This is a genomic window from Candidatus Dorea massiliensis AP6 (assembly GCF_964245105.1).
In the GTDB taxonomy this organism is placed as follows: domain Bacteria; phylum Bacillota; class Clostridia; order Lachnospirales; family Lachnospiraceae; genus Laedolimicola; species Laedolimicola intestinihominis.
The window spans coordinates 80327-102362 of record NZ_CAXTKW010000007.1; the positions used below are offsets into that span (position 1 = coordinate 80327).

22 protein-coding genes are annotated in these 22036 nt (G+C 51.7%); 7 read left to right on the plus strand and 15 right to left on the minus strand.

Going from position 1 to position 22036, the window contains the following annotated elements:
- Positions 1-112: 112 nt before the first annotated feature.
- The 7 genes from ACESZP_RS08865 to coaBC all read right to left on the minus strand — a co-directional run bounded on the left by ACESZP_RS08865 (position 113) and on the right by coaBC (position 9675).
- Positions 113-994, minus strand: a complete 882-nt coding sequence (locus ACESZP_RS08865; RefSeq protein WP_435391121.1) for an SPFH domain-containing protein — start codon at positions 992-994, stop codon at positions 113-115.
- A gap of 56 nt (positions 995-1050) precedes the next feature.
- Positions 1051-1491, minus strand: coding sequence for an NfeD family protein (locus ACESZP_RS08870; protein ID WP_499708797.1), 441 nt, complete (start codon positions 1489-1491; stop codon positions 1051-1053).
- Between the two features lie 178 nt (positions 1492-1669).
- Positions 1670-2689: an SH3 domain-containing protein gene (locus ACESZP_RS08875; protein ID WP_499708798.1), complete on the minus strand. Its 1020-nt coding sequence runs from the start codon at positions 2687-2689 to the stop codon at positions 1670-1672.
- A gap of 418 nt (positions 2690-3107) precedes the next feature.
- Positions 3108-3893, minus strand: coding sequence for a TrmH family RNA methyltransferase (locus ACESZP_RS08880; protein ID WP_499708799.1), 786 nt, complete (start codon positions 3891-3893; stop codon positions 3108-3110).
- Between the two features lie 14 nt (positions 3894-3907).
- Entirely contained in the window at positions 3908-4888 is a 981-nt protein-coding gene (gene pfkA / locus ACESZP_RS08885) for a 6-phosphofructokinase (protein WP_178037974.1), read from the minus strand.
- A gap of 83 nt (positions 4889-4971) precedes the next feature.
- Positions 4972-8454: a DNA polymerase III subunit alpha gene (locus tag ACESZP_RS08890; RefSeq protein ID WP_499708800.1), complete on the minus strand. Its 3483-nt coding sequence runs from the start codon at positions 8452-8454 to the stop codon at positions 4972-4974.
- A 9-nt stretch (positions 8455-8463) separates the two neighbouring features.
- Positions 8464-9675, minus strand: a complete 1212-nt coding sequence (coaBC, locus tag ACESZP_RS08895) for a bifunctional phosphopantothenoylcysteine decarboxylase/phosphopantothenate--cysteine ligase CoaBC (RefSeq protein WP_499708801.1) — start codon at positions 9673-9675, stop codon at positions 8464-8466.
- 173 nt (positions 9676-9848) lie between these two features.
- Between coaBC and ACESZP_RS08900 the strand changes: the two genes are divergently transcribed.
- Positions 9849-10457 carry an ECF transporter S component gene (locus ACESZP_RS08900; RefSeq protein ID WP_178039970.1) on the plus strand — a complete coding sequence of 203 codons (609 nt, stop codon included), beginning with the start codon at positions 9849-9851 and terminating at the stop codon, positions 10455-10457.
- A 33-nt stretch (positions 10458-10490) separates the two neighbouring features.
- Entirely contained in the window at positions 10491-11261 is a 771-nt protein-coding gene (locus ACESZP_RS08905) for a type III pantothenate kinase (protein ID WP_499708802.1), read from the plus strand.
- Between the two features lie 186 nt (positions 11262-11447).
- Here the strand turns inward: ACESZP_RS08905 and ACESZP_RS08910 are convergent, their stop codons facing one another.
- The 3 genes from ACESZP_RS08910 to ACESZP_RS08920 all read right to left on the minus strand — a co-directional run bounded on the left by ACESZP_RS08910 (position 11448) and on the right by ACESZP_RS08920 (position 13355).
- Positions 11448-11681, minus strand: coding sequence for a polya polymerase (locus tag ACESZP_RS08910; protein WP_178039972.1), 234 nt, complete (start codon positions 11679-11681; stop codon positions 11448-11450).
- A 94-nt stretch (positions 11682-11775) separates the two neighbouring features.
- A complete protein-coding gene (locus ACESZP_RS08915; RefSeq protein ID WP_178039973.1) occupies positions 11776-12612 on the minus strand; it encodes a S1-like domain-containing RNA-binding protein in 837 nt (278 codons plus the stop codon).
- A 41-nt stretch (positions 12613-12653) separates the two neighbouring features.
- Positions 12654-13355, minus strand: a complete 702-nt coding sequence (locus ACESZP_RS08920) for an acyl-[acyl-carrier-protein] thioesterase (RefSeq protein ID WP_178039974.1) — start codon at positions 13353-13355, stop codon at positions 12654-12656.
- A 187-nt stretch (positions 13356-13542) separates the two neighbouring features.
- Between ACESZP_RS08920 and ACESZP_RS08925 the strand changes: the two genes are divergently transcribed.
- From ACESZP_RS08925 to ACESZP_RS08945, 5 genes are all read left to right on the plus strand, one after another.
- Complete coding sequence (locus ACESZP_RS08925; protein ID WP_499708803.1) at positions 13543-14289, plus strand: energy-coupling factor ABC transporter permease; 747 nt, start codon at positions 13543-13545, stop codon at positions 14287-14289.
- Complete coding sequence (locus ACESZP_RS08930; RefSeq protein WP_499708804.1) at positions 14290-14589, plus strand: energy-coupling factor ABC transporter substrate-binding protein; 300 nt, start codon at positions 14290-14292, stop codon at positions 14587-14589.
- A complete protein-coding gene (cbiQ, locus tag ACESZP_RS08935; RefSeq protein ID WP_499708805.1) occupies positions 14586-15362 on the plus strand; it encodes a cobalt ECF transporter T component CbiQ in 777 nt (258 codons plus the stop codon). The genes ACESZP_RS08930 and cbiQ overlap by 4 nt, the downstream gene beginning before the upstream one ends.
- Positions 15363-15394: 32 nt before the next feature.
- Complete coding sequence (locus ACESZP_RS08940) at positions 15395-16234, plus strand: energy-coupling factor ABC transporter ATP-binding protein (RefSeq protein ID WP_499708806.1); 840 nt, start codon at positions 15395-15397, stop codon at positions 16232-16234.
- 94 nt (positions 16235-16328) lie between these two features.
- Positions 16329-17078: a FadR/GntR family transcriptional regulator gene (locus ACESZP_RS08945; protein ID WP_349164366.1), complete on the plus strand. Its 750-nt coding sequence runs from the start codon at positions 16329-16331 to the stop codon at positions 17076-17078.
- A gap of 69 nt (positions 17079-17147) precedes the next feature.
- On the opposite strand, the gene ACESZP_RS08950 is transcribed toward ACESZP_RS08945, so the two are convergent.
- The 5 genes from ACESZP_RS08950 to ACESZP_RS08970 are packed head-to-tail and all read right to left on the minus strand — an operon-like array spanning position 17148 to position 21946.
- Positions 17148-17978, minus strand: a complete 831-nt coding sequence (locus ACESZP_RS08950; RefSeq protein WP_178039980.1) for an SDR family oxidoreductase — start codon at positions 17976-17978, stop codon at positions 17148-17150.
- Positions 17979-17984: 6 nt separating this feature from the next.
- Positions 17985-18893 carry a dihydrodipicolinate synthase family protein gene (locus tag ACESZP_RS08955; protein ID WP_499708807.1) on the minus strand — a complete coding sequence of 303 codons (909 nt, stop codon included), beginning with the start codon at positions 18891-18893 and terminating at the stop codon, positions 17985-17987.
- A 3-nt stretch (positions 18894-18896) separates the two neighbouring features.
- Positions 18897-20006 (minus strand): enolase C-terminal domain-like protein, encoded by a 1110-nt coding sequence (locus ACESZP_RS08960; protein ID WP_178039982.1) that lies wholly within the window; start codon positions 20004-20006, stop codon positions 18897-18899.
- Positions 20007-20051: 45 nt separating this feature from the next.
- Positions 20052-21329, minus strand: a complete 1278-nt coding sequence (locus ACESZP_RS08965) for a TRAP transporter large permease (RefSeq protein ID WP_499708808.1) — start codon at positions 21327-21329, stop codon at positions 20052-20054.
- Between the two features lie 17 nt (positions 21330-21346).
- Positions 21347-21946, minus strand: a complete 600-nt coding sequence (locus ACESZP_RS08970) for a TRAP transporter small permease (protein WP_499708809.1) — start codon at positions 21944-21946, stop codon at positions 21347-21349.
- Positions 21947-22036: the final 90 nt, after the last annotated feature.

Consider the following 22036-nt stretch of genomic DNA (forward strand, 5'->3'; position numbering starts at 1 on the left):
TTTTACTGTTCACATTCACTATTCCGAGAAGTTCCTGTGAACAAAGTGAACAGTAACAATCAGGCTGCTGGCCCAAAATATTCGGACCGCAGCCTTTTATTCTTCGTAAAAATCAGTTTTCCTTTGCTACCTCTGCCACAGCCTTCACCATACCGGCCAGTCCCTGAATATCGGACGGGATGATAATCTTGGTAGCCTGGCCGTCTGCCGCCTTGGCAAATGCCTCCAGGCTCTTCAGCTGCAGTACCGCGCTGTCTGCAGATGCCTCTTTGAGCATCTTCAGGCCGTCCGCGTTCGCCTGCTGTACTTTCAGGATAGCCTGCGCCTGACCTTCCGCCTCACGGATGGTCGCTTCCTTCTTCGCCTCTGCCCGAAGGATGGCTGCCTGCTTCTCTGCCTCTGCATCCAGAATCGCGGATTCCTTCTGTCCTTCCGCTACCAGAATCGTAGACTTTTTCTCACCTTCAGCGCGAAGGATTGCCTCACGGCGCTCTCGCTCTGCCTTCATCTGCTTCTCCATAGCGTCCTGGATAGCAGCCGGCGGGATGATGTTCTTAAGCTCTACTCTGTTTACCTTGATGCCCCAGGGGTCTGTGGCGATGTCCAGAGACGCGCGCATCTTGGTATTGATAACCTCGCGGGACGTCAGAGTCTGATCCAGCTCCAGGTCTCCGATGATATTACGAAGGGTAGTCGCTGTCAGATTTTCGATAGCCATAATCGGATTCTCCACGCCGTAGGCGAACAGCTTCGGATCGGTAATCTGGAAAAATACAACTGTATCGATTCGCATGGTTACGTTATCCTTGGTGATAACAGGCTGGGGAGCAAAGTCTACTACCTGCTCCTTTAAGGTCACGCGCTTCGCCACACGGTCAATGAACGGCGCCTTGAAATGAATTCCCACACCCCAGGTTCCCATGTACGCGCCCAGACGTTCGATAACCAGCGCCTGCGCCTGGGGAACAATCTTGATGCAGGAAGCAATAATCATCAGAATAAATAATACAAGTACCAGTACTAAAATAGTTCCTACAAAATTTGGCATAATCAGCCCTCCTTCTTCTTTCTCACAATCAGCTTCACGCCCTCTACGGCTATGATTTCCACAGGGACATCCCCGGAAATGACTTCGGAATCATTTTCTGCCCGCGCCGTCCAGGTCAGGCCATTTACAAGAACCTCTCCACGCCCTTCCAGATTGTGAATTTCAGCTGTTACCACGGCGGTTTTTCCAATCAGGCTGTCCACATTGGTCTTCTCCTGTTTCTGGCTGTTGAAAAACCGGAGCGCCCAGGGTCTGGTTCCGAACAGCAGCACCAGAGACACCACGCAGAACACTGCCCACTGGATCACAGGCGGGACGTCCAGCATTGCGAGAACAAACGCTGCCAGCGCCCCTCCGGCAAACCAGATGGTGGTCAGGCCCAGCGTAATAATCTCAATCACAACCAGTACAATCAGTAATATCAGCCAATACATGGCATCCATCGCTTCGCACTCCCCTTTCTGTTGCGATTTGTAACCCCGAAAACTGCTTTCCTGCGGGGTTTACCTATTGCTTATCATACTATAGTTTCCCCTTTTGCACAAGAAAAATTATTATTAAGAATTCTGAAAGGGGCCGCCGCGTTTCCCGCGGCAGCCCCTGCCTGATTTTTCTTATCCTTTAGTAAAATACGTGATTTCCGATCACAATATGATCGCCGCTGACCGGAGAAGCCGCGTTCTTGAAATGCGTAAAGCTTCCCACCGTGGTGTAACCGTTGATAGCTTCCTGCGCCGCCTGACGACAGCTGGCCTTCGGATTGCTTAAGTATCTTCCTATGCTTCCGTTGCTGACCACGCCAAACTGACCCGGCGCGTAAATAGCTGCCAGAATACTGCTGTAGCGGCCGCTGCGCACACGGTTCATGACCACCGCGCCTACGGCTACCTGGCCTTCATAGGGCTGATTGCCGGCCTCCGCCTGAATCAAGGCTGCCAGAAGGGTAACCTCGTCGCCATTGACCTGCATGGCAGTGAGCTGCTGCTTCAGCTTCTCCCGCTTCTCCTCAGCCTCTTTCTTCTCGATCTCTTCCATGGTCATGGCTTCGCCCAACTCATAATTCACATCCACAAACTCTGCGGAAACGAAACCTGTCTTATCCTCCGCGTACTGCACCTGTACCCATTCGTCCTGCTGCTCGATAACCGTAAGCTTCACGCCCTCTTCCACGTTTTTCAGAATCTTCGCTTCCGTGCTTGCCTCGGAACGAATCCGAAGTCCGCCGGTCAGGGAAGTCGCTGTCAGTGTGGCAGCCTCCTGGGATGCCTCGTAGGCATCCTGGCCGAAATGCAGGTATTCATTGCTCACATAGCCTTCCACGTTACCGGACTTCACTTTCGTCCAACCGTCCTCTGTCTGCTCGATGATCATGCCGCCGTCACCCTTAAACATCCGGCCAATGGCCTTGGAATCCGCATTTGGCTCCTGACGGACCGTCACATAATCCTCTACATTGGCGAGAACCTTTTCTCCCCACTCATCCTCTATCTGCAGTGCTTCAAAATCTTCGCTTGTCAGATCCGCCATAACGGACTCGATACCTGCTGATGTCTCAACCTCCAGGTTATCAAAGCCGCAGCCCAGAACCCAGACGAAAACTAATGCCAAAAACAGAGGTATCTTTTTGCTGATTGCGTTCATAAAAACCTCCTGTAAGTCTTAATTGCAATGATGCGAGCTGTTGATATTTAACATTTTTATGTCACATATTACAATTATTATTACAAATGTTACATTTCTGTTACGAGAGGTATTGTAGCAGAGCAAACCGCATTTGTCAATAATTTAGCCAATTCTAACCGAAAACCGACTATGATTCCCCTCATCCAAAAGAATGAAATTGCGTGCAGTCATTCAAGTGTCACCCATTTTTCCGAATTAGCATATGTTATATTGTTTTGTATAGGAATATACGACGGTGAAGGCGAAGCTTTTGAAATAGGACGGACGAAGGTTCGGGCAGCCGGGGCGGCAAAAATTTTCCAGACTCATCCCAAACTAGGGATTCGCTTAGGAAAGTTTTTGCCGCCCCGGCTGCCCGAACCTTCTGGTTTTCTATTTATCGTCTCTGACGATAGGCTTCGTACATGAGGATGGCTGACGCTACGCCTGCGTTCAGGGATTCCAGTTGGCCCTCCATGGGGATTCGAATCAGGGCGTCTGCCTGTTCGGTCAACTCATCCGTCAGGCCGTTTCCTTCATTTCCGATGAGGAAGGCGGTACCGCTCTGGTAGTTCTCCTGGTCGTAGAAGTTCGCACCCTTCAGGTGCGCTGCGTAGGAGAAGATCCCGTGCTTTTTCAATACTTCCACTGTCTGGCACAGATCTTCTGTATACAAGGTCGGAACCCGATATACGGAACCCATCGTAGACCGGATCGTCTTCGGATTATACAGATCCACGCAGCCCTTGCTTAAGATCACGCCGGTCACGCCCGCGCCCTCTGCCGTCCTGAGAATTGTTCCCAGATTGCCGGGATCCTGCAGGTTCTCAAGGAGCAGTAACAACGGCTTTTCCACCTTCAAAAATGCATCAAGCGAGCTTTCCTGCTGCCGCACGATACAGAGCACGCCCTGGGGCGTCTGGGTATCGCTGACGGTCTTGAATACATGGTCGTCCAGAATCTCATAATCCAGCTTTTCCGCCTGAATCCGTCTGGTAAGCGCTTCTCTATGCTTTTCATAGAAGCTTTCTGAAAAATAGACTTTCTCAAGCCGCTCCCTTGGAGCCTCCCGGAACATTTTCGGGCCCTCTACAAGGAATACACCCCGCTCGTCCCGGAGTTTTCTTTTTTTATTCAACTGAACCAGCAGTTTTACCTGCTGGTTCGCCGTACTTGTTATCATATAGTTAATATCTCCTAACAGTGCTTGGACAGGTCTTTTGCCACCTGATACTGGTACGGATCGATGCCCTTTACCATGGCAAGCGCCTCGTCGATATCGAAATCCTGGAAACGTCCGTGCTGGTACCCTACTACGCGGTTGGTCTTGCCCTCGCAGAGCAGGTCTGCTGCCATGGCTCCCATCATGGATGCGTAAACACGATCTTTGCAGGTGGGGCTTCCGCCTCGCTGCATGTGACCCAGAATGGTGGCTCTGGTCTCGATGCCGGTGGCCGCTTCAATGCGGCGGGCCATACTGGTGGAATGTCCGACGCCCTCGGCATTTACAATGATGTGATGCTTTTTGCCACGCTTCCGGTTGGCGATAATGTTGTTGATGATCTTCTGCTCGTCGTAGTCGTAATTCTCCGGAAGCAGAATATCCTCAGCGCCGTTGGCGATGCCGCACCACAGGGCGATATAGCCTGCGTTACGTCCCATAACCTCGATGATGCTGCAGCGCTCATGGGATGTAGAGGTATCACGTACCTTATCAATGGCTTCCATGGCTGTATTCACTGCTGTATCGAAGCCGATGGTGTACTCGGTACAGGAGATATCCAGGTCGATGGTGCCCGGTACGCCGATGGTATTGATGCCTAAGGCCGCCAGCTTCTGGGCTCCACGGAAGGAACCGTCTCCGCCGATGACTACGATGCCGTCGATGCCGTGCTTCCGGCAGATCTCCGCGCCGCGCTTCTGGCCTTCCTCGGTCATGAATTCCTTACAGCGGGAAGTGAACAGCATTGTACCGCCGCGCTCAATGGTGTTGGATACATCATTTGCGGACATATCTATAATCTCTTCGTCCAGAAGTCCGGTATAGCCTTTGAGAATTCCTTTTACCTGTTTGCCGTTTACCAGTGCTTTACGTACTACAGCGCGGACTGCCGCGTTCATACCCGGCGCATCGCCGCCGCTTGTCAGTACTCCGATGGTTTTAATCTCTTTTGCCATAATGATTCCTCCTCGCGTCCGTCCGGGTTCTCATCTCCTGGACTGTTACTGCCAATCATTTTATAACATCCTTGAATGTGATTTTACTTCATCCGCCTTATATTTTCAATACGTTTCTCTACAACTTTTACATTTCCTTTACCGAAACTTTTTTCCAATTTTCCAATCAATTCCGGATCTGCGTTTACATTTCGTCCTGCAGGAAGACGCTTCACGCTCTTCTCTGCCGCCGCGTAAAGCACCACCGGATCTTTTCCGTCGCTGTCGGCAAGCATCGTCAGCAACTCCTGCTCCCGTTCCAGACAGGACGCCTGATTCGGGAACTGAATCCACAGCTCTTTTCTGCCTGCGTCAAAAGGAATGATCCGGTCGCAGATAAGCTTACCCGCCCGGTCGTCGCCCACGTCCGCATGGCCGCTGATGAAGATCTTCGCATCCTCCTGCAGTACCTCGCCGCTTCGCTCATACACATTCGGAAATACGACTACTTCCACCGTACCCAGCAGATCCTCGATCTGCAGGAAGGCCATGACCTTATTGTTCTTGGTGTATTTGATGGTTTTGCCGGTAATCATGCCGCCGATGACGACGGATTCCCCGTCATGCACCTTCGCAGCTCCGCTCTCCTCATCCAGGGCAAAATCCGTGGTCACCGCTGTAATGTTCTTCTTCCAGCGATCCATATATTCCTCCAGCGGATGGCCGCTGACATAGACGCCCAGCACCTCTTTTTCAAAGGAAAGCATGAGCTCCTTGGGGTACTCGTCCACATCGGGCAGTTTGGCCTGGAAGCTCTCCTTTTCCTCCTCGCCCACCAGGTCAAAAAGGGAAAGCTGGCCGGTCATCATGGTCTTCTGGCTCTGGGCCACGCCATCCATGATCCCTGCGTAGGCTATCATAAACTGCTGCCGGTTGCCGCCGAGGCTGTCTAAAGCGCCCGCCTTAATCAGGTTCTCCACTACACGCTTATTCACATCCTTGCCGCCCATGCGCTCAATGAAATCTGTCAGGCTCTTAAAACGTCCGCCAAGCTTCCGCTCCTCAATGATGGATTCCACCACCGGACGGCCAATGCTCTTGATCGCGCATAGCGCAAAACGGATCGCGCCGTCGGACACGGAAAAACGGGCCTCCCCCTCGTTGATATCCGGGGGCAGAATATCAATGCCCATCTGGCGGCAGGTCAGGATGTATTCGGATACCTTTCCCGAGTTATCAATGACAGAGGTCATCAATGCCGCCATGAATTCCACCGGATAATAATATTTCAGCCAGGCCGTCTGATAGGCCACCACCGCATAAGCTGCCGCGTGGGACTTGTTGAAGGCATACTTGGCAAAATCAATCATTTCATCATAAATCTTCTGGGCTGTCTGCTCTGGAATGCCGTTTGCGATACAGCCCGGCACGCCCTCCTCCGGATTTCCGAAGACGAAATTCTGCCGTTCCTTCTCCATGACGGAAGCCTTTTTCTTGGACATGGCACGACGTACCAGGTCGCTTCGTCCCAGGGTATAACCTGCCAGCTTCTGTACGATCTGCATAACCTGCTCTTGGTAGACAATGCAGCCGTACGTGGGCTTTAAGATCTCCTCCAACTGAGGGCAGTCGTAGGTGATGCTCTCCGGGTGATCCTTACCCTTGATGTACTGGGGAATGAAGTCCATGGGTCCCGGACGGTACAGGGAAATTCCGGCAATGACGTCCTCCATGCTCTTTGGCTTCAGCTCCTTCATGAATCCCTTCATGCCGCTGCTTTCCAGCTGGAACACACCGTCGGTCTTACCGGTTCCAAGGGAAGCGTAAACCGCCGGGTCGTCATAATCTATTTTATCAATGTCTATCGTCTGTCCGGTTCGCTCGGACGCCATACGGGCCGCGTCCTGAATGACCGTCAGGGTACGCAGTCCCAGAAAATCCATTTTCAGAAGGCCCAGCTCTTCCAGGGTAGTCATGACAAACTGAGTGGTGATGGAACCGTCGGAGGCCCGGGACAGGGGTACATATTCGTCCACGGATTTCTGGCTGATGACGACACCCGCCGCGTGCATGGATGTGTGTCTCGGAAGTCCCTCCAGGCGCATGGACATGTCGATGAGCTCCTGCACCTGCGGGTCATTTTCGTAGTTCTTTCGAAGCTCCGGGTTCATTTTCAAGGCTTTTTCCAGGGTGATATTCAGCTCCTGGGGCACCATTTTCGCGATGGAATCCACAAAATTGTACGGCAAATCCATAACACGGCCCACGTCCCGGATGACACCCCGGGCCGCCATGGTACCAAAGGTCACGATCTGTACCACCCGGTCCTTACCGTATTTGCGGACCACATAGTCGATGACCTCCTGCCGGCGCTCGAAGCAGAAATCTACGTCGATATCAGGCATGGACACACGCTCCGGATTCAGAAAACGCTCGAACAGCAGCTGGTAGCGCATGGGGTCGATGTTGGTGATTCCCATGGTATAGGAAACGATGCTTCCGGCTGCGGATCCTCGTCCCGGCCCCACCGCGATGCCGTGCTCTCTGGCATAATGAATGAAGTCCCAGACGATCAGGAAATAATCCACGTAGCCCATTTTCTGAATGACGCCAAGCTCGTAGGTCAGACGGTCACGCATGGTGCCGTCGTCGTCCGGATAGCGCTCGGCCAGGCCGTCGAAGCACAGCTTGTTCAGGTATTCCCAGGAAGTGTAGCCTTCCGGCACATCGTATTTCGGCAGCTTGGTGACGCCGAACTCGATTTCCACATTGCAGCGCTCGGCGATTTTACCCGTATTCTCCAATGCATCCTTCGCATAAGGAAACAGAGCCTCCATCTCCTCGGGAGACTTCACATAATACTGGCCGCCCTCGTAGCGCATACGATCCTCGTCCGCCAGCTTTTTGCCGGTCTGGATACAGAGCAGAATGTCGTGGGGCTTCACGTCCCGGGCATAGGTATAGTGACAGTCGTTGGTGGCTACCAACGGAATATCCAGCTCCCGGCTCATGCGAAGCAGCGCCTGATTGACCGTCTTCTGCTCAGGAATGCCGTGATCCTGCAACTCCAGGAAATAATTTCCTTTTCCGAAAACTGCTTCATACTTTAATGCGGATTTTTTTGCCTCGTCGTAGAGTCCCTTCTGGATGTACCGGGGTACTTCGCCTGCCAGGCAGGCAGACAGGGCGATGATTCCCTCGTGGAACTCCTGCAGTACCTCCATGTCCACACGGGGCTTATAATAGAAGCCTTCCACGTAACCCCGGGACACGATTTTCATCAGGTTGGCGTAGCCCTGGTTGTTCTCGGCCAGCAACACCAGATGATAATAGCGGTCGTCGCCGCCGGTGGTCTCCTTGTCGAACCGGGAGTTGGGAGCTACGTAGACCTCGCAGCCCAGGATGGGCTTGATCCCCTCCGCCCGGGCCGCCCGATAGAAGTCGATGACGCCGAACATGGCTCCGTGGTCGGTAATAGCTGCGGCAGTCATGCCCAGCTTCTTCACCTGGGCCACGTATTCTTTTATTTTATTGGAGCCGTCCAGAAGGCTGTATTCTGTATGGGTGTGTAAATGTACAAATGACATGGAGTCTCCTTATCCCAGTTTTTTACAGATCTCGTTTAAAATCTCATGGGCAGTTTCTTCTTTCGAAAGCAGAGGCAGCTCCCGCTCCCCGTCCTTCGTCAGCACGGTCACGCAGTTCGTATCCCCACCGAAGCCCGCGCCTGCCTTTCTGAGACTGTTGGCGCAGATGAGATCACAGTTCTTACTCTCCAGCTTCTTCTTCGCGTTCTGAAGCAGATCTTCCGTCTCCATGGCGAAGCCGCAGAGCACCTGGCTTTCCCGCTTGTGCTCGCCCAGATATTTCAGAATATCCCGGGTTCTGGTCAGCTCAATGGAAAGTCCGCCCTCGGCCTTCTTGATTTTATGGTCTGCGGTCGTCACCGGCGTATAATCCGCCACGGCAGCGGCCTTGATAATCACGTCGGATTCTTCCGCGCGCTCTTTCACGGCCTCAAACATATCCTGTGCCGAAGTCACACGCACTACGTTCACCAGAAGGGGGACTTCTGCCTCGGTGTGTCCGGCTACGACGGTCACATCAGCACCACGCAGCATGGCCGCATGAGCCAGCGCAAAGCCCATTTTCCCGGTGGAATGGTTGGTGATAAAACGCACCGGGTCGATGGCTTCCCGGGTCGCCCCCGCGGTTACCAGCACCTTTTTTCCCGCCAGATCCTTCTCACAGGCGATTTCCTTTAAAATATATTCCAGCAGCAGTCTTTCGTCGGGCATCCGACCGTCGCCGCTGTCGCCGTTGGCCAGCATACCGGTCTCCGGCGGGATGATTTCGTAGCCGAAGCGGGCCAGCTTTTCGATATTATCCTGGACGATGGGGTTGTGGTACATGTTGTGATTCATGGCCGGAGAAATGATTTTCTTACAGGGGCAGGCCATGACTGTGGTGGTCAGCATGTCGTCGGCAATGCCGTTCGCGATTTTGCCGATCACATTGGCGGAAGCCGGAGCCACCAGCACCACGTCCGCCTGCTTAGCCAACGCAACATGCTCCACATTATACTGGAAATTCCGGTCGAAGGTGTCGATCAGGCACTTATTGCCGGTGAGCTGCTCGAAGGTCAGCGGCGTGATAAATTCCGTGGCGTTCTTCGTCATCAAAACCTGTACGTTGGCGCCCAGTTTTTTCAGCATACGCGCCAGATTTACAATTTTATACGCAGCGATACTGCCGGTCACGGCCAGCACCGCGGTCTTTCCTTTTAAGGTTTTATTATCAAATGTCATCGTATTTCCTCCCAGTTTATTCCCCTTGATTATAGGGGAATTTCGCATTTTTTTCAATACAAAGGCCCCTGAACTTTTTATTTGCTTGAATCCGCTCATTTCCTATGCTATCATTAGCCCGTAATTGTATTGTATCCCCGCTTGGGGAATAATAACAAGGAGGAAAACTGAATATGAAAACATCTACCAAAACACGGCAGCTAACCGTTCTCGGACTGCTGACCGGCATCTTACTTCTGATGGCTTATACGCCTCTGGGATACCTGAACATCGGGCCTCTGGCTATCTCGTTCAACGTGATCCCTGTCGCACTGGCTGCCATTACCCTGGGACCTGCAGGCGGAGCTGCCGCGGGAGCCGTATTCGGACTGACCAGCTTCTTACAGTGCATCGGTGTGGGCGGAGTGAGCTCCATGGGAGTCGTCCTTTTCGGAATTAACCCTGTACTGGCTTTTATCCAGCGCTTTGTACCCCGTCTTCTGGACGGTCTGCTGCTGGGATATATCTTCCGCGGTGTAAAGAAGGCTTCGAACGCGCGTCTTAGCTGCTTCGTTACCGGCTTCTTTTCCGCATTTTTAAATACGCTGTTTTTCATGACCGCACTTGTGGTTCTCTTCGGTAATACCGAATACATGCAGGGCCTCATCGGCGGCAAGAATATCATTCTTTTCGTATGCGGCTTTGTAGGCATCAATGCTGTCTGCGAGATGCTTTCATCTACAATTATTACCGGAGCAGTGGGCTTCGCACTTTTGAAGGCTGGCCTGGTTAACCGCGACTAATTTTCGGAAAATGATTTATTTACGGAGGAAAACATGATTCTGACCATTGATATTGGAAATACGAATATTGTCATGGGCTGTTTTCTTAAGGATCAGCTTCTCTTTCTGGAGCGTTTTTCCACGGAGCAGGATTCCACGGCCCTGGAATATGCCACCATTATCCGGGAAATGCTGGATCTGCATGAAATAAAGCCTTTCCAAATCAAAGGCGGCATCATTTCCTCCGTCGTTCCTTCTGTCACCAATACGCTGAAGGAAGCGGCCGAGAAATTCACCGGCGCCCGCATGCTGGTGGTTGGACCCGGCATCAAAACCGGCATTAAGCTGGCGGTGGACGACCCTGCCCAGCAGGGCAGCGACCTAATCGTGGGTGCTGTAGCAGGCGTACACAGCTATCCGGTACCCCAGATCATCATTGACATGGGAACTGCCACCACGGTCTCTGTCATCAATAAGGACAAAGCTTATATCGGGAAAATGATTTTACCCGGCGTGGCTGTCTCCCTGAACGCCCTGTCCGGCAAGGCGGCACAGCTGCCTTATATCTCGCTGGAAAAGCCAAATCGGCTCATCGGAAGTAACACCGTTGATTCCATGAAAAGCGGTATCCTCTATGGAAATGCCGGAGCCATGGACGGGCTGATTGATCGAATCAACGAGGAGCTAGGTGAGGAGTGCACCGTAGTAGCCACCGGCGGGCTGGCCGGGGTGATTACACCGCTGTGCAGGCATGAGATTATACTGGATGACGATCTGCTTCTGAAGGGGCTGCTGATTCTGTATTATAAGAACTGTCCGGCGTAGAAATCGGCACATCCTTTTCCCCGCCTGTCCAAAGCAGTCTGCTACAGATATCAGATAAAAAGGAGCGAATGCTGCATAGATGAGTAATCACCTATCTGGCATTCGCTCCTTTTTCTCGTTTTTTCTGATTTTTGGGCAGAAAAAACGAGGTATCCGTTCCCGCAGGAACACGTACCCCGTTCTTAATTAACCATTGATCATAAATGAAACTAATCTGTCGATGTCTTCCTTCTCGTACGCGATGATCTCAAGCTCCGGAATCTCTCCGTTGGAGAAGATGTTCGCCATAGATACATACTGGGAAAGCTTTGACTTCAGGTTCAGTCTGTCGCCCTCACCTGTAACCAGCTCAACCTTACCCTTGCAGCTGTCTACTACCTTGAAGAATTTATCGATGTCGGTAATGTTCTGTACTTTCATTCTAATTCACCCCTTTCTTCTCTTTCCCTATTATAACCGCAAAGTCCGGCTTTGGAAAGCACTATTTTTCAATTTTCATAAAATTTAACATTTTTTATACTTTTCGGCGGATACTCTTCTCGGTTATCTCTATTTTGCCCTCTTTTAAGAGTCTTCCCACCGCTCTTTTGAACGCATTTTTGCTTAAATGCAGCTCCCGCTCAATCACTTCCGGCGACGCTTTGTCTGTAAAGGGCAGAACGCCGTCAAATTCGTCGATGACAGCCAGCACAGCTTCCGCGTCTGAGTCCATCTGCAGGTAGGCTTTTTCCCGGAGACTTAAGTTCAGCTTGCCGTCCTCATGGACGCCGGTAACCCGGGCCTCCACAATGTCACCTATTTTCGCTCCGCCATGGAAATCCTTTCGGGGCACCAGTCCGGAGTAGCGGTTATCAACAGCCACAAACGCGCCGAACTCCTCGCTTATCTCGTAGACGGTTCCTTTGACGCGGTCGTCCTTTTTATAAGGAGACTGAAGCTCCAGATACTCGTACACGTTCATGGTCGCGCAGAGGCGGCTGCTCTTGTCAATATAGAGGGCCACCAGGACCTCCTGGCCCTCATGCACCCGGCGGGTCTGTTCCCGGAAGGGCAGCAGCAGATCCTTCTCCAGCCCCCAGTCCAGAAAAGCACCGATTTTGCCCACCTGAGCCACCTTCAGGACGGCCAGGCCGCCCAACTCCAGCTTTGGTTCATTTGTAGTGGAAATCAGGCGGTCTTTGGAATCCTTGTACACAAAGACCGTCAGCTTCGAACCAATCTCCGTCCCCTCCGGCACCTGCTTCTTCGGCAACAGCACGCGCTCCTCCGCGCCCTCCTGCTCTCCGAGATAGATGCCAAACTCTACTCTTTTTATTACGGTTAATTCCTGTTTCTTTCCTAATTCAATCATGTGTGTTTCCGTCCTCCTGTTGAAGTTTACTTAAATAATACTTATGATAATTCTACCACCGCGTAGGGCCGGCCCAGTTCGTCGCAGAGCCCCACCGTATAGCGGCCGTCCTCCAGAGCCGTCACCGGGTAAATCATATCTCCCAGCACCGCTGATTTCTTATATTCCGCCCGCAGCTGATGGATCGGGAAATCCTCGGGAATATATTCCCGGGCCATCTGGATATACTGACCGTTGTTCACATGATGGTTGGTGTCCAGATGGTGCTTCTGCACGGGAAACGGCTCTCCGGTCTCTCCCTCCTTCGGCATGGGGACCTTCCGGGAAGCGTACTTCATATCCAGCTTCTCCTCCAGCACGTATGCCTTCTCGATATCCTCCGGCACCCGGACCGGCAGTCCTGTATCGGTATCCAGGAAGCTCCAGAGACTGTTTCCGTAGGCAAGCCGCTTTCCCTCCTTGTCCTGCATGACAAAATTGCGGTAGCCCATGAAATTTTTGAAATGATAGGGCCAGGTGCCTGTCTCGATCTCCTCGCAGAGATCCGGATAACGCTCAATGACGATCTGCCAGGAAGAAAGTACCCAGACCCGGTGCAGCTTCTCCAGGCGCTCCACTCCATTGTTCAGTTCCTCCGATTGAAAGGTGCTGCAGTCCTGGAAATAATTAATGATACTGTTCAGCGACAGCTTTTTATCCTCGCCCACCTCGCTGTAGCGGACCCGGCTTTTAAATGAATACATATCCTATGCTCCTTCTTATCCGTCTGCGTTTCGTATTTATTATAGCGAAACACCCGCGAAAACACAAGCGCTTCCTCTGTCCCTATACCCCTACCCCTATGGCTTATTGACAAAAATTATCAGTAAGATATACTGGAACAACAGCGTTTCAAAAACGCTATTTTATTCTAAAGGAGAACTTTGTGTTATGAAGAAAAGTACCAAACGCTACATTGCCGCTTCCGCAGCCTTCATTCTGGCCTTCGGAATCGCGCCTAGCGCAAATGCCATGCACATCATGGAGGGCTACCTTCCCGCAGGCTTCTGTGTAGCCTGGGGTGTTGTCTGTCTGCCGTTCCTTCTGGCAGGCTTCCGTTCCATCCAGAAGACCTTAAAGGCTGACCGGAAGGCTCTTCCGCTGCTTGCCATGGCAGGCGCCTTTGTATTTGTCATCTCATCCCTGAAGATTCCGTCCGTAACCGGAAGCTGCTCCCATATGACCGGAACCGGTCTGGGCGCTCTGCTCTTCGGACCCTCTGCTGTCAGTATCTTAGGCATTATCGTACTGTTATTCCAGGCGATTCTGCTGGCTCACGGCGGACTGACCACTCTGGGCGCCAACACCTTTTCCATGGCTGTTGCCGGCCCCTTCGTGTCCTTCGGTATCTATAAGCTCTGTCAGAAGACAAAACTGAACAAGAATGTAAGCGTATTCCTGGCTGCAGCCCTAGGCGACCTGTTTACCTACTGTGTAACCGCTTTCCAGCTGGCAATTGCCCATCACGCAGATACTACCATTGGTACCGCCTGCCTGAAATTCCTTGCGGTCTTCGCTCCTACCCAGATTCCGCTGGCAGTCATCGAGGGAATTCTGACCGTTCTCATCATTTCCGCCCTGGAATCCTATGCAAAGCCGGAGCTTCGCGCCATCGGATTTTTAAAGGAGGACAAGTAAATGAAAAAGAGTACCGTAATCGCACTGATCCTTGCAATCATCCTGATTGCCTTTATTCCGCTGTTCGCGCTGAAGGACGCCGAGTTCGGCGGCTCCGACGACGCCGGAAGCACGGTTGTTGAGGAAGTGGATTCCTCCTATGAGCCCTGGGCTGAGCCCATTCTGGAGCGTCTTATCGGCGGCGAGCTGCCCGGAGAAGTAGAAAGCATGCTGTTCTGTGTCCAGACCGGTATCGGCGTAGGCATTCTGGCCTTCTGCATGGGCCGTTTTGTAGAACGTAAGAAATGGGAAAATAAATGATCGTCATTGATAAGCTTTGCTATAATTCCCGGCTGCGCTACGTAAATGCCGGAGAAAAATTTATCTTTGCAGTGCTCACGCTTCTGGCGTGCGTCATCAGCCGCTCCATTGCCGTGGCCTGCATTGCGCTGGCTGTTACAGGGATTCTCACCGTAAAAAAGGGTGGAATCCCTTTTTCCCGTTATCTCCACTTCATGACCGTACCGTTGGTTTTCCTGTTTTTCAGCACTCTGGCCATTGTCCTGAATTTTTCCCGGACGCCCCTTGATCTTTTTGCCTGGAAAATCGGCTCTGTCTGGCTGACCGGAAGCAAGGCTTCCCTTCGCTATGCCATACAGCTTATCCTGACCGCCCTGGCCAGCGTATCCTGCCTGTATTTTCTTTCTTTCAATACGCCCATGCCGGATATCCTGAATGTACTGCGGGTTATGCGCTGTCCGCGCATTATCATTGAGCTGATGCTTCTGATTTACCGTTATATCTTTGTGTTGCTGGAGATTGCGTCCAACCTGCGCACCGCCCAGAATTCCCGCCTGGGCAATAAGGATTACCGGACCTCCCTGAAATCCTTCGGCGCCCTGGCCTCAGCTCTCTTTATCCGTGCAATCAAGAAATCCAACGCTCTCTACGACGCCATGGAATCCCGTTGCTACGACGGCACTATCCGGGTGCTCAATGAGACCTATCCGCCCGCAGGAAAGGAAATTGTAGCTATCGTGCTTTTCGAACTGGCCCTTTACGCTTTCTTGCTGGCAGAAAAATTCTGCTTCTAAGCCTTCCATATTAGGAAAGGAATTTCGATACCATGAACGATATTATTTTAAAAGCGGAGAATCTGTACTTCTCCTATGATGATGAAAAAACACATTCCCTGAACGGTCTTTCCCTGGAAATCGGCCGCGGAAAGAAGATTGCCTTTATGGGAGCCAACGGTTCCGGAAAGTCCACCTTTTTTCTCTGCTGCAACGGCATTCACCGTCCCTCTAAGGGAATGCTTTATCTGAACGGCGAACCCTATGACTATTCCCGGCAGGGGCTTTTAAAGCTCCGCCAGAAGGTAGGCATCGTCTTCCAGGATCCGGACAACCAGCTCTTCTCCGCCAGCGTTTATCAGGAAATTTCCTTTGGTATTCTGAACCTGGGCGTTTCCGAAGAACAGGCAAAGGACGAGGTAGAGCGTGTCATCGATTACCTGGAAATCACGCCCTTCCGCCACAAGCCCACCCACGCCTTAAGCGGCGGCCAGAAGAAGCAGGTATCCATCGCCGATATCCTGGTTATGCACCCGGATATCATCATTCTGGACGAGCCTGCAGCGGCCCTGGATCCCAAGCATACCGCCATGGTGAACCATATTGTAGACGAGCTGACCGCCCAGGGTATCACCGTACTGATGTCAACCCACGACGTCAACTATGCCTTCGCCTGGGCCGATGAAATCTTTTTATTCAAGGATGGAAGGGTTCTGAAATCCGGAACGCCGGAGGAGGTCTTTACCGACACCTCTGCCCTCAGGGAGACCAACCTCACCCAGCCTGCCGTGCTGGAGCTGTTCGACAGTCTCTGCGCAAAAGGAATTTTAAAGAAAGAATGGAAAATCCCCAGGAATCTGAAGGAACTGGAAGCCTATATCAGCGCACTGTAATGTAGAGAACTCCTTGCAAAATATTGACATTTTCCCTCTTTTTCGTTACACTTTTGTGTAGAAAAGGTATTTTTTACGATGGGGATCGATACATATGAAATCAGAAAATTATGGTTCTGTGGTGCAGAAAGCAGTGGAGCAGATCAAGCAGTTTCTCTTCACCTCAGACTTAAAAAAGGGCGAGCATCTTCCGACGGAGAAGGAGCTGTGCCAGCAGTTGGGCGTGGGGCGTAACAGCCTCCGGGAGGCCTTGCGAATTCTCGCTTCCACCGGCTACATTACCCTGGAACCCGGGCGGGGCGCTTTCGTCCGCCGCACCGGGGAAATTCAGGACGAGGAGGACGTTATCTTCTGGTTCAACCAAAATCAGGTGGAGGTCCGGGACTATCTGGAGATTCGTTCCGTCTGTGAGCCTCTGGCGGCCAAGCTGGCCATCGAGCGCTGTTCCCAGAAGGATCTGGCCCGACTACATTCCATTCACAATGCCTTTGTGAAAGCCACCCAGGAACATGATATGCAATCCATCCTGCTTCAGGAGGGTAATTTTCACGACTCCATCATCGAGCTGTCCCAAAATCAGCTCTTAATCAATATTTTCCGGTTTTTCCAAAGCCGGACCCAGGATTTCCGCTACCAGAGTCTGCGTCTGCCCAACGGCCCCCAGGAAGCGATTCTGCCCCATTTCAAGATTCTCAGGGCCTTTGACCTGCATGACCCGGAACTGGGCGAAACAGCCATGCGGGAACATGTGAAGCTGGGTATGCAGAATTACCAGCTGGCTATGATCGATGCGGAATACGAGCGGATGCAGAAAAAAAAGGAAGAGACGGAAGCTCCCCAGTAACGAGACACGAAGCGATACAAAAAACCGGAAGGCTTAAAAGCTTTCCGGTTTTTTTGTATTTTACAGTTTTTACCAGGCCGTCCATCCGCCGTCCATAATCAGGTTGGAACCTGTCATATAACGGGAAGCATCGGAGGCTAGAAAAATGATAGCCCCGTTATACTCGTCTTCTTTGGCCATCCGTCCAATCGGAATCCGACTGCAGTAGTTGGCCTGGAAATACTCGTCCTGGGTGTCACGCCATACGCCGGAGGGCGTAAAGGTATTGACACGGATATTTTTCTTTCCCCAGTAGGTCGCCAGATAACGGGTCAGGTTGTAGATGCCGGATTTGGCCGCGGAATACGCCACCGGTTTGACGAAGGGAATTCCTGTCATCTTCTCCTTGTAGGCGTAGATATCCTGCACCGGGGAAACCATGCCGTAGATGGAACCCACATTGATGATAGAACCCGGCTTTCCGGCCTTGACCATGCGCGCACCTACGGCCTGACAGGTCAGGAAGGTACCCACCAGATTCACATCTACTACCTCCCGGAACACCTCCTCCGGGAAGTTCTCGAAAGGTCCGGATACCTCGGGCGGAGCACTGGGCTGCGTATCAATTCCGGCATTATTTACCAGTACATCCGGAGTTCCCCAAGCTTCTTCCATCTGATCCAGAGCCTTATTCAGATCACTCTTACTGGTGATGTCTACCTGGAAAAATTTCAGGTTCGGGCTCTCATACTCGTCCTTCTCAAACACCTTCTGTACTTTGTCCTCGCCCACATGTCTGCCAAATACGGCTACCTTCGCGCCGCGGCTCAGGAACGCCTTCACATACTGGGCCCCCAGCTGACCCATACCACCGGTAATTACACAGATTTTATCTCTTACGCTAAACAGTTTGTCTTCCATACACTATCACTCTCCGTAATTTGTCTTATAATAAGAAATCCATTCTGCAATCTTCTTTTTGTCGTCCTCTGAAACCGGAATATAGGGCTTCGTAAACGCGGCGCTCATAATCCCCATCTGGGCCAGCGCCTCTTTCCGCCAGATATTCGGACTCATCCAGCTGTCAGAGAACCGGTTCAGCTTATTCATCTCATCCACCAGGTCACAGTGCTTCTTGCATGCCTCCCAGTCGCCCTCCCGGGACGCCTTCCAGGCCGCCGCCAGCACCTTCGGAAATGGGTTCGCCAGGGACGGAACCAGACCGTCTGCGCCATTTTTCAGGCCGAAATAATTCAATTCCTCGGCGCCCACGAAGATCTTCAGCTTCTCGCCGTAGCGTTCCTTCAGCTTCAGAAAATTCTCTGCCTTTCCGCTGCTGTCCTTGATACCATACAGGTTATCAATGTCGCAGACGTGATCCAACAGTTCCTCGTTCAGAGAATAGCCTGTCACCGGCGGAATATTATACAGAAGCACCGGAAGCTTCGTGCTGGCTGTCACATCCTCGGTGAATTCGATCTGTTCCCGGATACTGGTGGTCGGGAAATAATAAGGCATGGTGGTCACAATGGCGTCTGCTCCCGCCTCCTCAGCCCGCTTGATATTCTCAATGACCAGACGGGTACCGCACTCGCTGACGCCGGCCAGAACCGCCACTCTGCCCTTTGCGGCTTTGGCCACGGTACTCACCAGCTCCTGGCGGGATTTCTGGGAAAATCTGGCAAATTCGCCCGTTGTTCCATTTACAAAAATGGCGTTTACGCCGCCCTCCGTCACATAGTCGGTGAGGGCCGCCAGCTGCTCATGGTTGATTTCCTCCACCTCATTAATCGGTGTCAGAATCGGAACCGCGATTCCTTCGATTTTATTCGACATGTTCTATCTCCCCTTACACTCCTTGATATAATCCATGTTCAACTCCAGGCCGAGACCCGGCTTCTCGGGAATAGTCATAATACCGTTTACCGGCTCCGGCGCATTCAGGTATACGCTCTTTACAACCTCGTCGAACATAAACAACTTCTCCAGATATACGCCGTTGGGTGCAGCCGCAACCAGATGCATATGCATATGCTCCATGCCATGAGGCGCGAATGCCTTATTAAAGGCCTGGCTCAAAGCCATGATACGGAGCATCTCGGTGTAGCCGCCCACACGGGTGGCGTCGCACTGCAGGATATCTACCGCATGATTCAGAAACAGGTCGCGCACGCCGTAACGGGTATACTCATGCTCGCCGGTAGCCAGCGGAATGTCGGTGCCACGCTTAAATTCTGCCAGTCCCGGAATATCGTCTGCAAATACCGGCTCCTCGAAGAACTCAATGTTGTACTCGCGAATCTTATTAGCAAACTGGATGGCAGTCGCCGCGCGCCATACATTGTTGGCATCCAGCATAAAGCCAATGTCCGGGCCGATAGCCTCGCGGACTGCAGCCACACGTCTTACGTCCTCATCCGGGTTGTTGCCGCCCTCTACGCCGACCTTCAGCTTAATCTTCTTGTAGCCCTTGGAAACCATCATTTTCGCTTCCGCTACCAGTTCCTCTGTGGAATAGCTGGTCCATCCGCCGGACGCGTAAATCGGTACTTCCGGATTGGTGCCGCCAAGCAGACGGAACAGAGGCATACCCAGAGCCTTGCCCTTCAGATCCCAAAGCGCGATATCCACAGCGCTGTAGGCACAGAAGGCCAGTCCCTTACGGCCAACGCCGCGCATATAGTGGAAGTTCTCCTCATACAACACTTCCGTCTCGAAGGGGCTTCTTCCAATCATCTTGGGTTCAATCGCATATTTAATGAAATCACGGATGGCCTCGCCGCCTACCTCATGGTAGGTAACACCAATGCCGTGCAGACCCTGGTCTGTACTCACGTCTACCACTGCAAAGCCGATAGTCTCCACATTTCGGGTGGAATCCGCAAAATTTCCTTTTACTCTTGTCTCACAAAGCGTTACGTCAATGCCTGTAATTTTTAAATCATTCATAGTTGTCACCTCATATTATAAAAAATAGATTTTTGTCATTTTATATTATGAAAATAAATTCGGAATAAAGGTTGTCAGGGCCGGTACCCAGGTAATCAGCAAAAGTACTGCCAGGCCAACCAGTACAAAGGGTATGATTTGTTTGAACAAATCGGTCAGTTTTACCTTCGCCACATTTGCCGTTACGAACAGTGTCATTCCGATAGGCGGGGAAATCAGGCCTACGGTCAGGTTGAAGCAGCACAGTACGCCAAAGTGAACCGGGTCGATGCCGTATTTCATAGCGATGGGAAGCAGAATCGGGGTCATCATCAGCAGCGCCGGGCTCTGATCCAGCACGCAGCCCAGAATCAGCAGAATGAGATTCACCAGAAGCAGGAATACTGCCGGGCTGTTTACATACTTCATGCAGACTTCTACCATGGCCTGGGGAATACGCAGTACGGTGATAGCGTAGCTCATAGCTGACGCGATGGAGATAATCAGCATAACGTTCGCTGTGGTTTTCGCCGTATTCTTGCAGCACTCCACCAGACTCTTCCAGGTAATCTGACGCTTGCAAATGGCTACGATTAACGCATAGAATACTGCTACCGCACTGGACTCTGTGGCGGTAAATACGCCGCTCACGATACCGCCCAGAATGATAATCGGCAGGCCAAGGGCCGGAAGAGAACGCTTGAAGGAATGCAAAACCTCTCTTGCGGAAGAACGTCTTGCTCTGCAGGGATGATTGTATTTCCGTGCGAAATAGTAGCAGAGCAGCATCTCAGCCAGGCCCAGCACGATACCGGGCATAATGCCTCCCAGGAACATGGCCGATACAGATACGTTGGACGCGCACACTGCGTAAATAATCATAATATTACTGGGCGGGATAATCGGTCCGATGATGGCGCTGGCCGCCGTAACCGCCGCGGAATACTCCTTGGTATATCCAGCTTTGGTCATCATTTCCATCTCGATACGACCCAATCCCGAAGCATCCGCCGTAGCGGATCCGGAGATTCCCGCAAACAGCATACTTGCCAGAATATTGACGTGTGCCAGACCGCCCCGTATATGTCCCACCAGGGTATCGCAGAATTTTACGATGCTCATGGTCAGTCCGCAGCGGCTCATGATCTCGCTGGCCAAAATGAACAGCGGGATACACATATAGGTGAAATTGTATACACCTGAAAACATTTTCTGAGGGATGATAACCATGGCTCCATTTCCGATGGTGAACGCCGAAATGGTCATAAAGCCCATGGCGAAGCTAATCGGAACGCCTACAATTACAACCAGCAGAAAAATAATCAGTAAAACGGCTGCTAACATGATTTCTCATCTCCCTTCTATTCACCCTCGATGGAGCGAAGTTCTTCTTTCTCCTGTTCGGTCAGTTCTATCTCCTCTTCCTTCGGCGGACGGCCCACAAAAGGAAGTAATTCTCCACATAATACGCCCAGTGTCTCAGTCACTGCCTCATATCCCATAAGAATACAGCCCAGGAACGGCGCGCTGTAAAGGAGATATCCCGGCAGATGCAGACTGGTGGAACTCCAGGTCAGCATGGAAATAATTGCATCCCAACCATATTTCAGTCCCATAACCAGGAAGATGAATACAATGACTCTGGTAATACAGTACAGTACTACCTTTCCCTTTTTTCCAAGTTTGTCATAAATTACATTGACAGAAGCCATGCTTCCCTCTTTATAACAGATGCCTACCATCAGATAAGTAATCCAAATCAGGGCGTCCTGCGCGTACTCTGTGGTCCATGAACAGGACCAGCTTACAAAATTGACCAGAATGAATCGATATGTAACCTGCAAAAGCAGGTCCGCGGCACAGCTCAATACCAGCAGAATCACAACAGCTTCCAGAATTTTCTGTATCACGCCGGATATCTTGTTCATGCCGTTATAAATTCCACATACAGCTTTTTTCATTCTCCTCCTGCACCTCTCTTTCTTCTTTAATAAAGCTGCCTGTCTGAATATTTTACATATACAAACAGGCAGCTTTTCAGTTTCCTAATT

Coding starts and splice junctions, on each gene's coding strand:
- ACESZP_RS08865 (WP_435391121.1), bottom strand. CDS start 994: ATGATTATTGCTTCCTGCATCAAGATTGTTCCCCAGGCGCAGGCGCTG.
- ACESZP_RS08870 (WP_499708797.1), bottom strand. CDS start 1,491: ATGGATGCCATGTATTGGCTGATATTACTGATTGTACTGGTTGTGATT.
- ACESZP_RS08875 (WP_499708798.1), bottom strand. CDS start 2,689: ATGAACGCAATCAGCAAAAAGATACCTCTGTTTTTGGCATTAGTTTTC.
- ACESZP_RS08880 (WP_499708799.1), bottom strand. CDS start 3,893: ATGATAACAAGTACGGCGAACCAGCAGGTAAAACTGCTGGTTCAGTTG.
- pfkA (WP_178037974.1), bottom strand. CDS start 4,888: ATGGCAAAAGAGATTAAAACCATCGGAGTACTGACAAGCGGCGGCGAT.
- ACESZP_RS08890 (WP_499708800.1), bottom strand. CDS start 8,454: ATGTCATTTGTACATTTACACACCCATACAGAATACAGCCTTCTGGAC.
- coaBC (WP_499708801.1), bottom strand. CDS start 9,675: ATGACATTTGATAATAAAACCTTAAAAGGAAAGACCGCGGTGCTGGCC.
- ACESZP_RS08900 (WP_178039970.1), top strand. CDS start 9,849: ATGAAAACATCTACCAAAACACGGCAGCTAACCGTTCTCGGACTGCTG.
- ACESZP_RS08905 (WP_499708802.1), top strand. CDS start 10,491: ATGATTCTGACCATTGATATTGGAAATACGAATATTGTCATGGGCTGT.
- ACESZP_RS08910 (WP_178039972.1), bottom strand. CDS start 11,681: ATGAAAGTACAGAACATTACCGACATCGATAAATTCTTCAAGGTAGTA.
- ACESZP_RS08915 (WP_178039973.1), bottom strand. CDS start 12,612: ATGATTGAATTAGGAAAGAAACAGGAATTAACCGTAATAAAAAGAGTA.
- ACESZP_RS08920 (WP_178039974.1), bottom strand. CDS start 13,355: ATGTATTCATTTAAAAGCCGGGTCCGCTACAGCGAGGTGGGCGAGGAT.
- ACESZP_RS08925 (WP_499708803.1), top strand. CDS start 13,543: ATGAAGAAAAGTACCAAACGCTACATTGCCGCTTCCGCAGCCTTCATT.
- ACESZP_RS08930 (WP_499708804.1), top strand. CDS start 14,290: ATGAAAAAGAGTACCGTAATCGCACTGATCCTTGCAATCATCCTGATT.
- cbiQ (WP_499708805.1), top strand. CDS start 14,586: ATGATCGTCATTGATAAGCTTTGCTATAATTCCCGGCTGCGCTACGTA.
- ACESZP_RS08940 (WP_499708806.1), top strand. CDS start 15,395: ATGAACGATATTATTTTAAAAGCGGAGAATCTGTACTTCTCCTATGAT.
- ACESZP_RS08945 (WP_349164366.1), top strand. CDS start 16,329: ATGAAATCAGAAAATTATGGTTCTGTGGTGCAGAAAGCAGTGGAGCAG.
- ACESZP_RS08950 (WP_178039980.1), bottom strand. CDS start 17,978: ATGGAAGACAAACTGTTTAGCGTAAGAGATAAAATCTGTGTAATTACC.
- ACESZP_RS08955 (WP_499708807.1), bottom strand. CDS start 18,893: ATGTCGAATAAAATCGAAGGAATCGCGGTTCCGATTCTGACACCGATT.
- ACESZP_RS08960 (WP_178039982.1), bottom strand. CDS start 20,006: ATGAATGATTTAAAAATTACAGGCATTGACGTAACGCTTTGTGAGACA.
- ACESZP_RS08965 (WP_499708808.1), bottom strand. CDS start 21,329: ATGTTAGCAGCCGTTTTACTGATTATTTTTCTGCTGGTTGTAATTGTA.
- ACESZP_RS08970 (WP_499708809.1), bottom strand. CDS start 21,946: ATGAAAAAAGCTGTATGTGGAATTTATAACGGCATGAACAAGATATCC.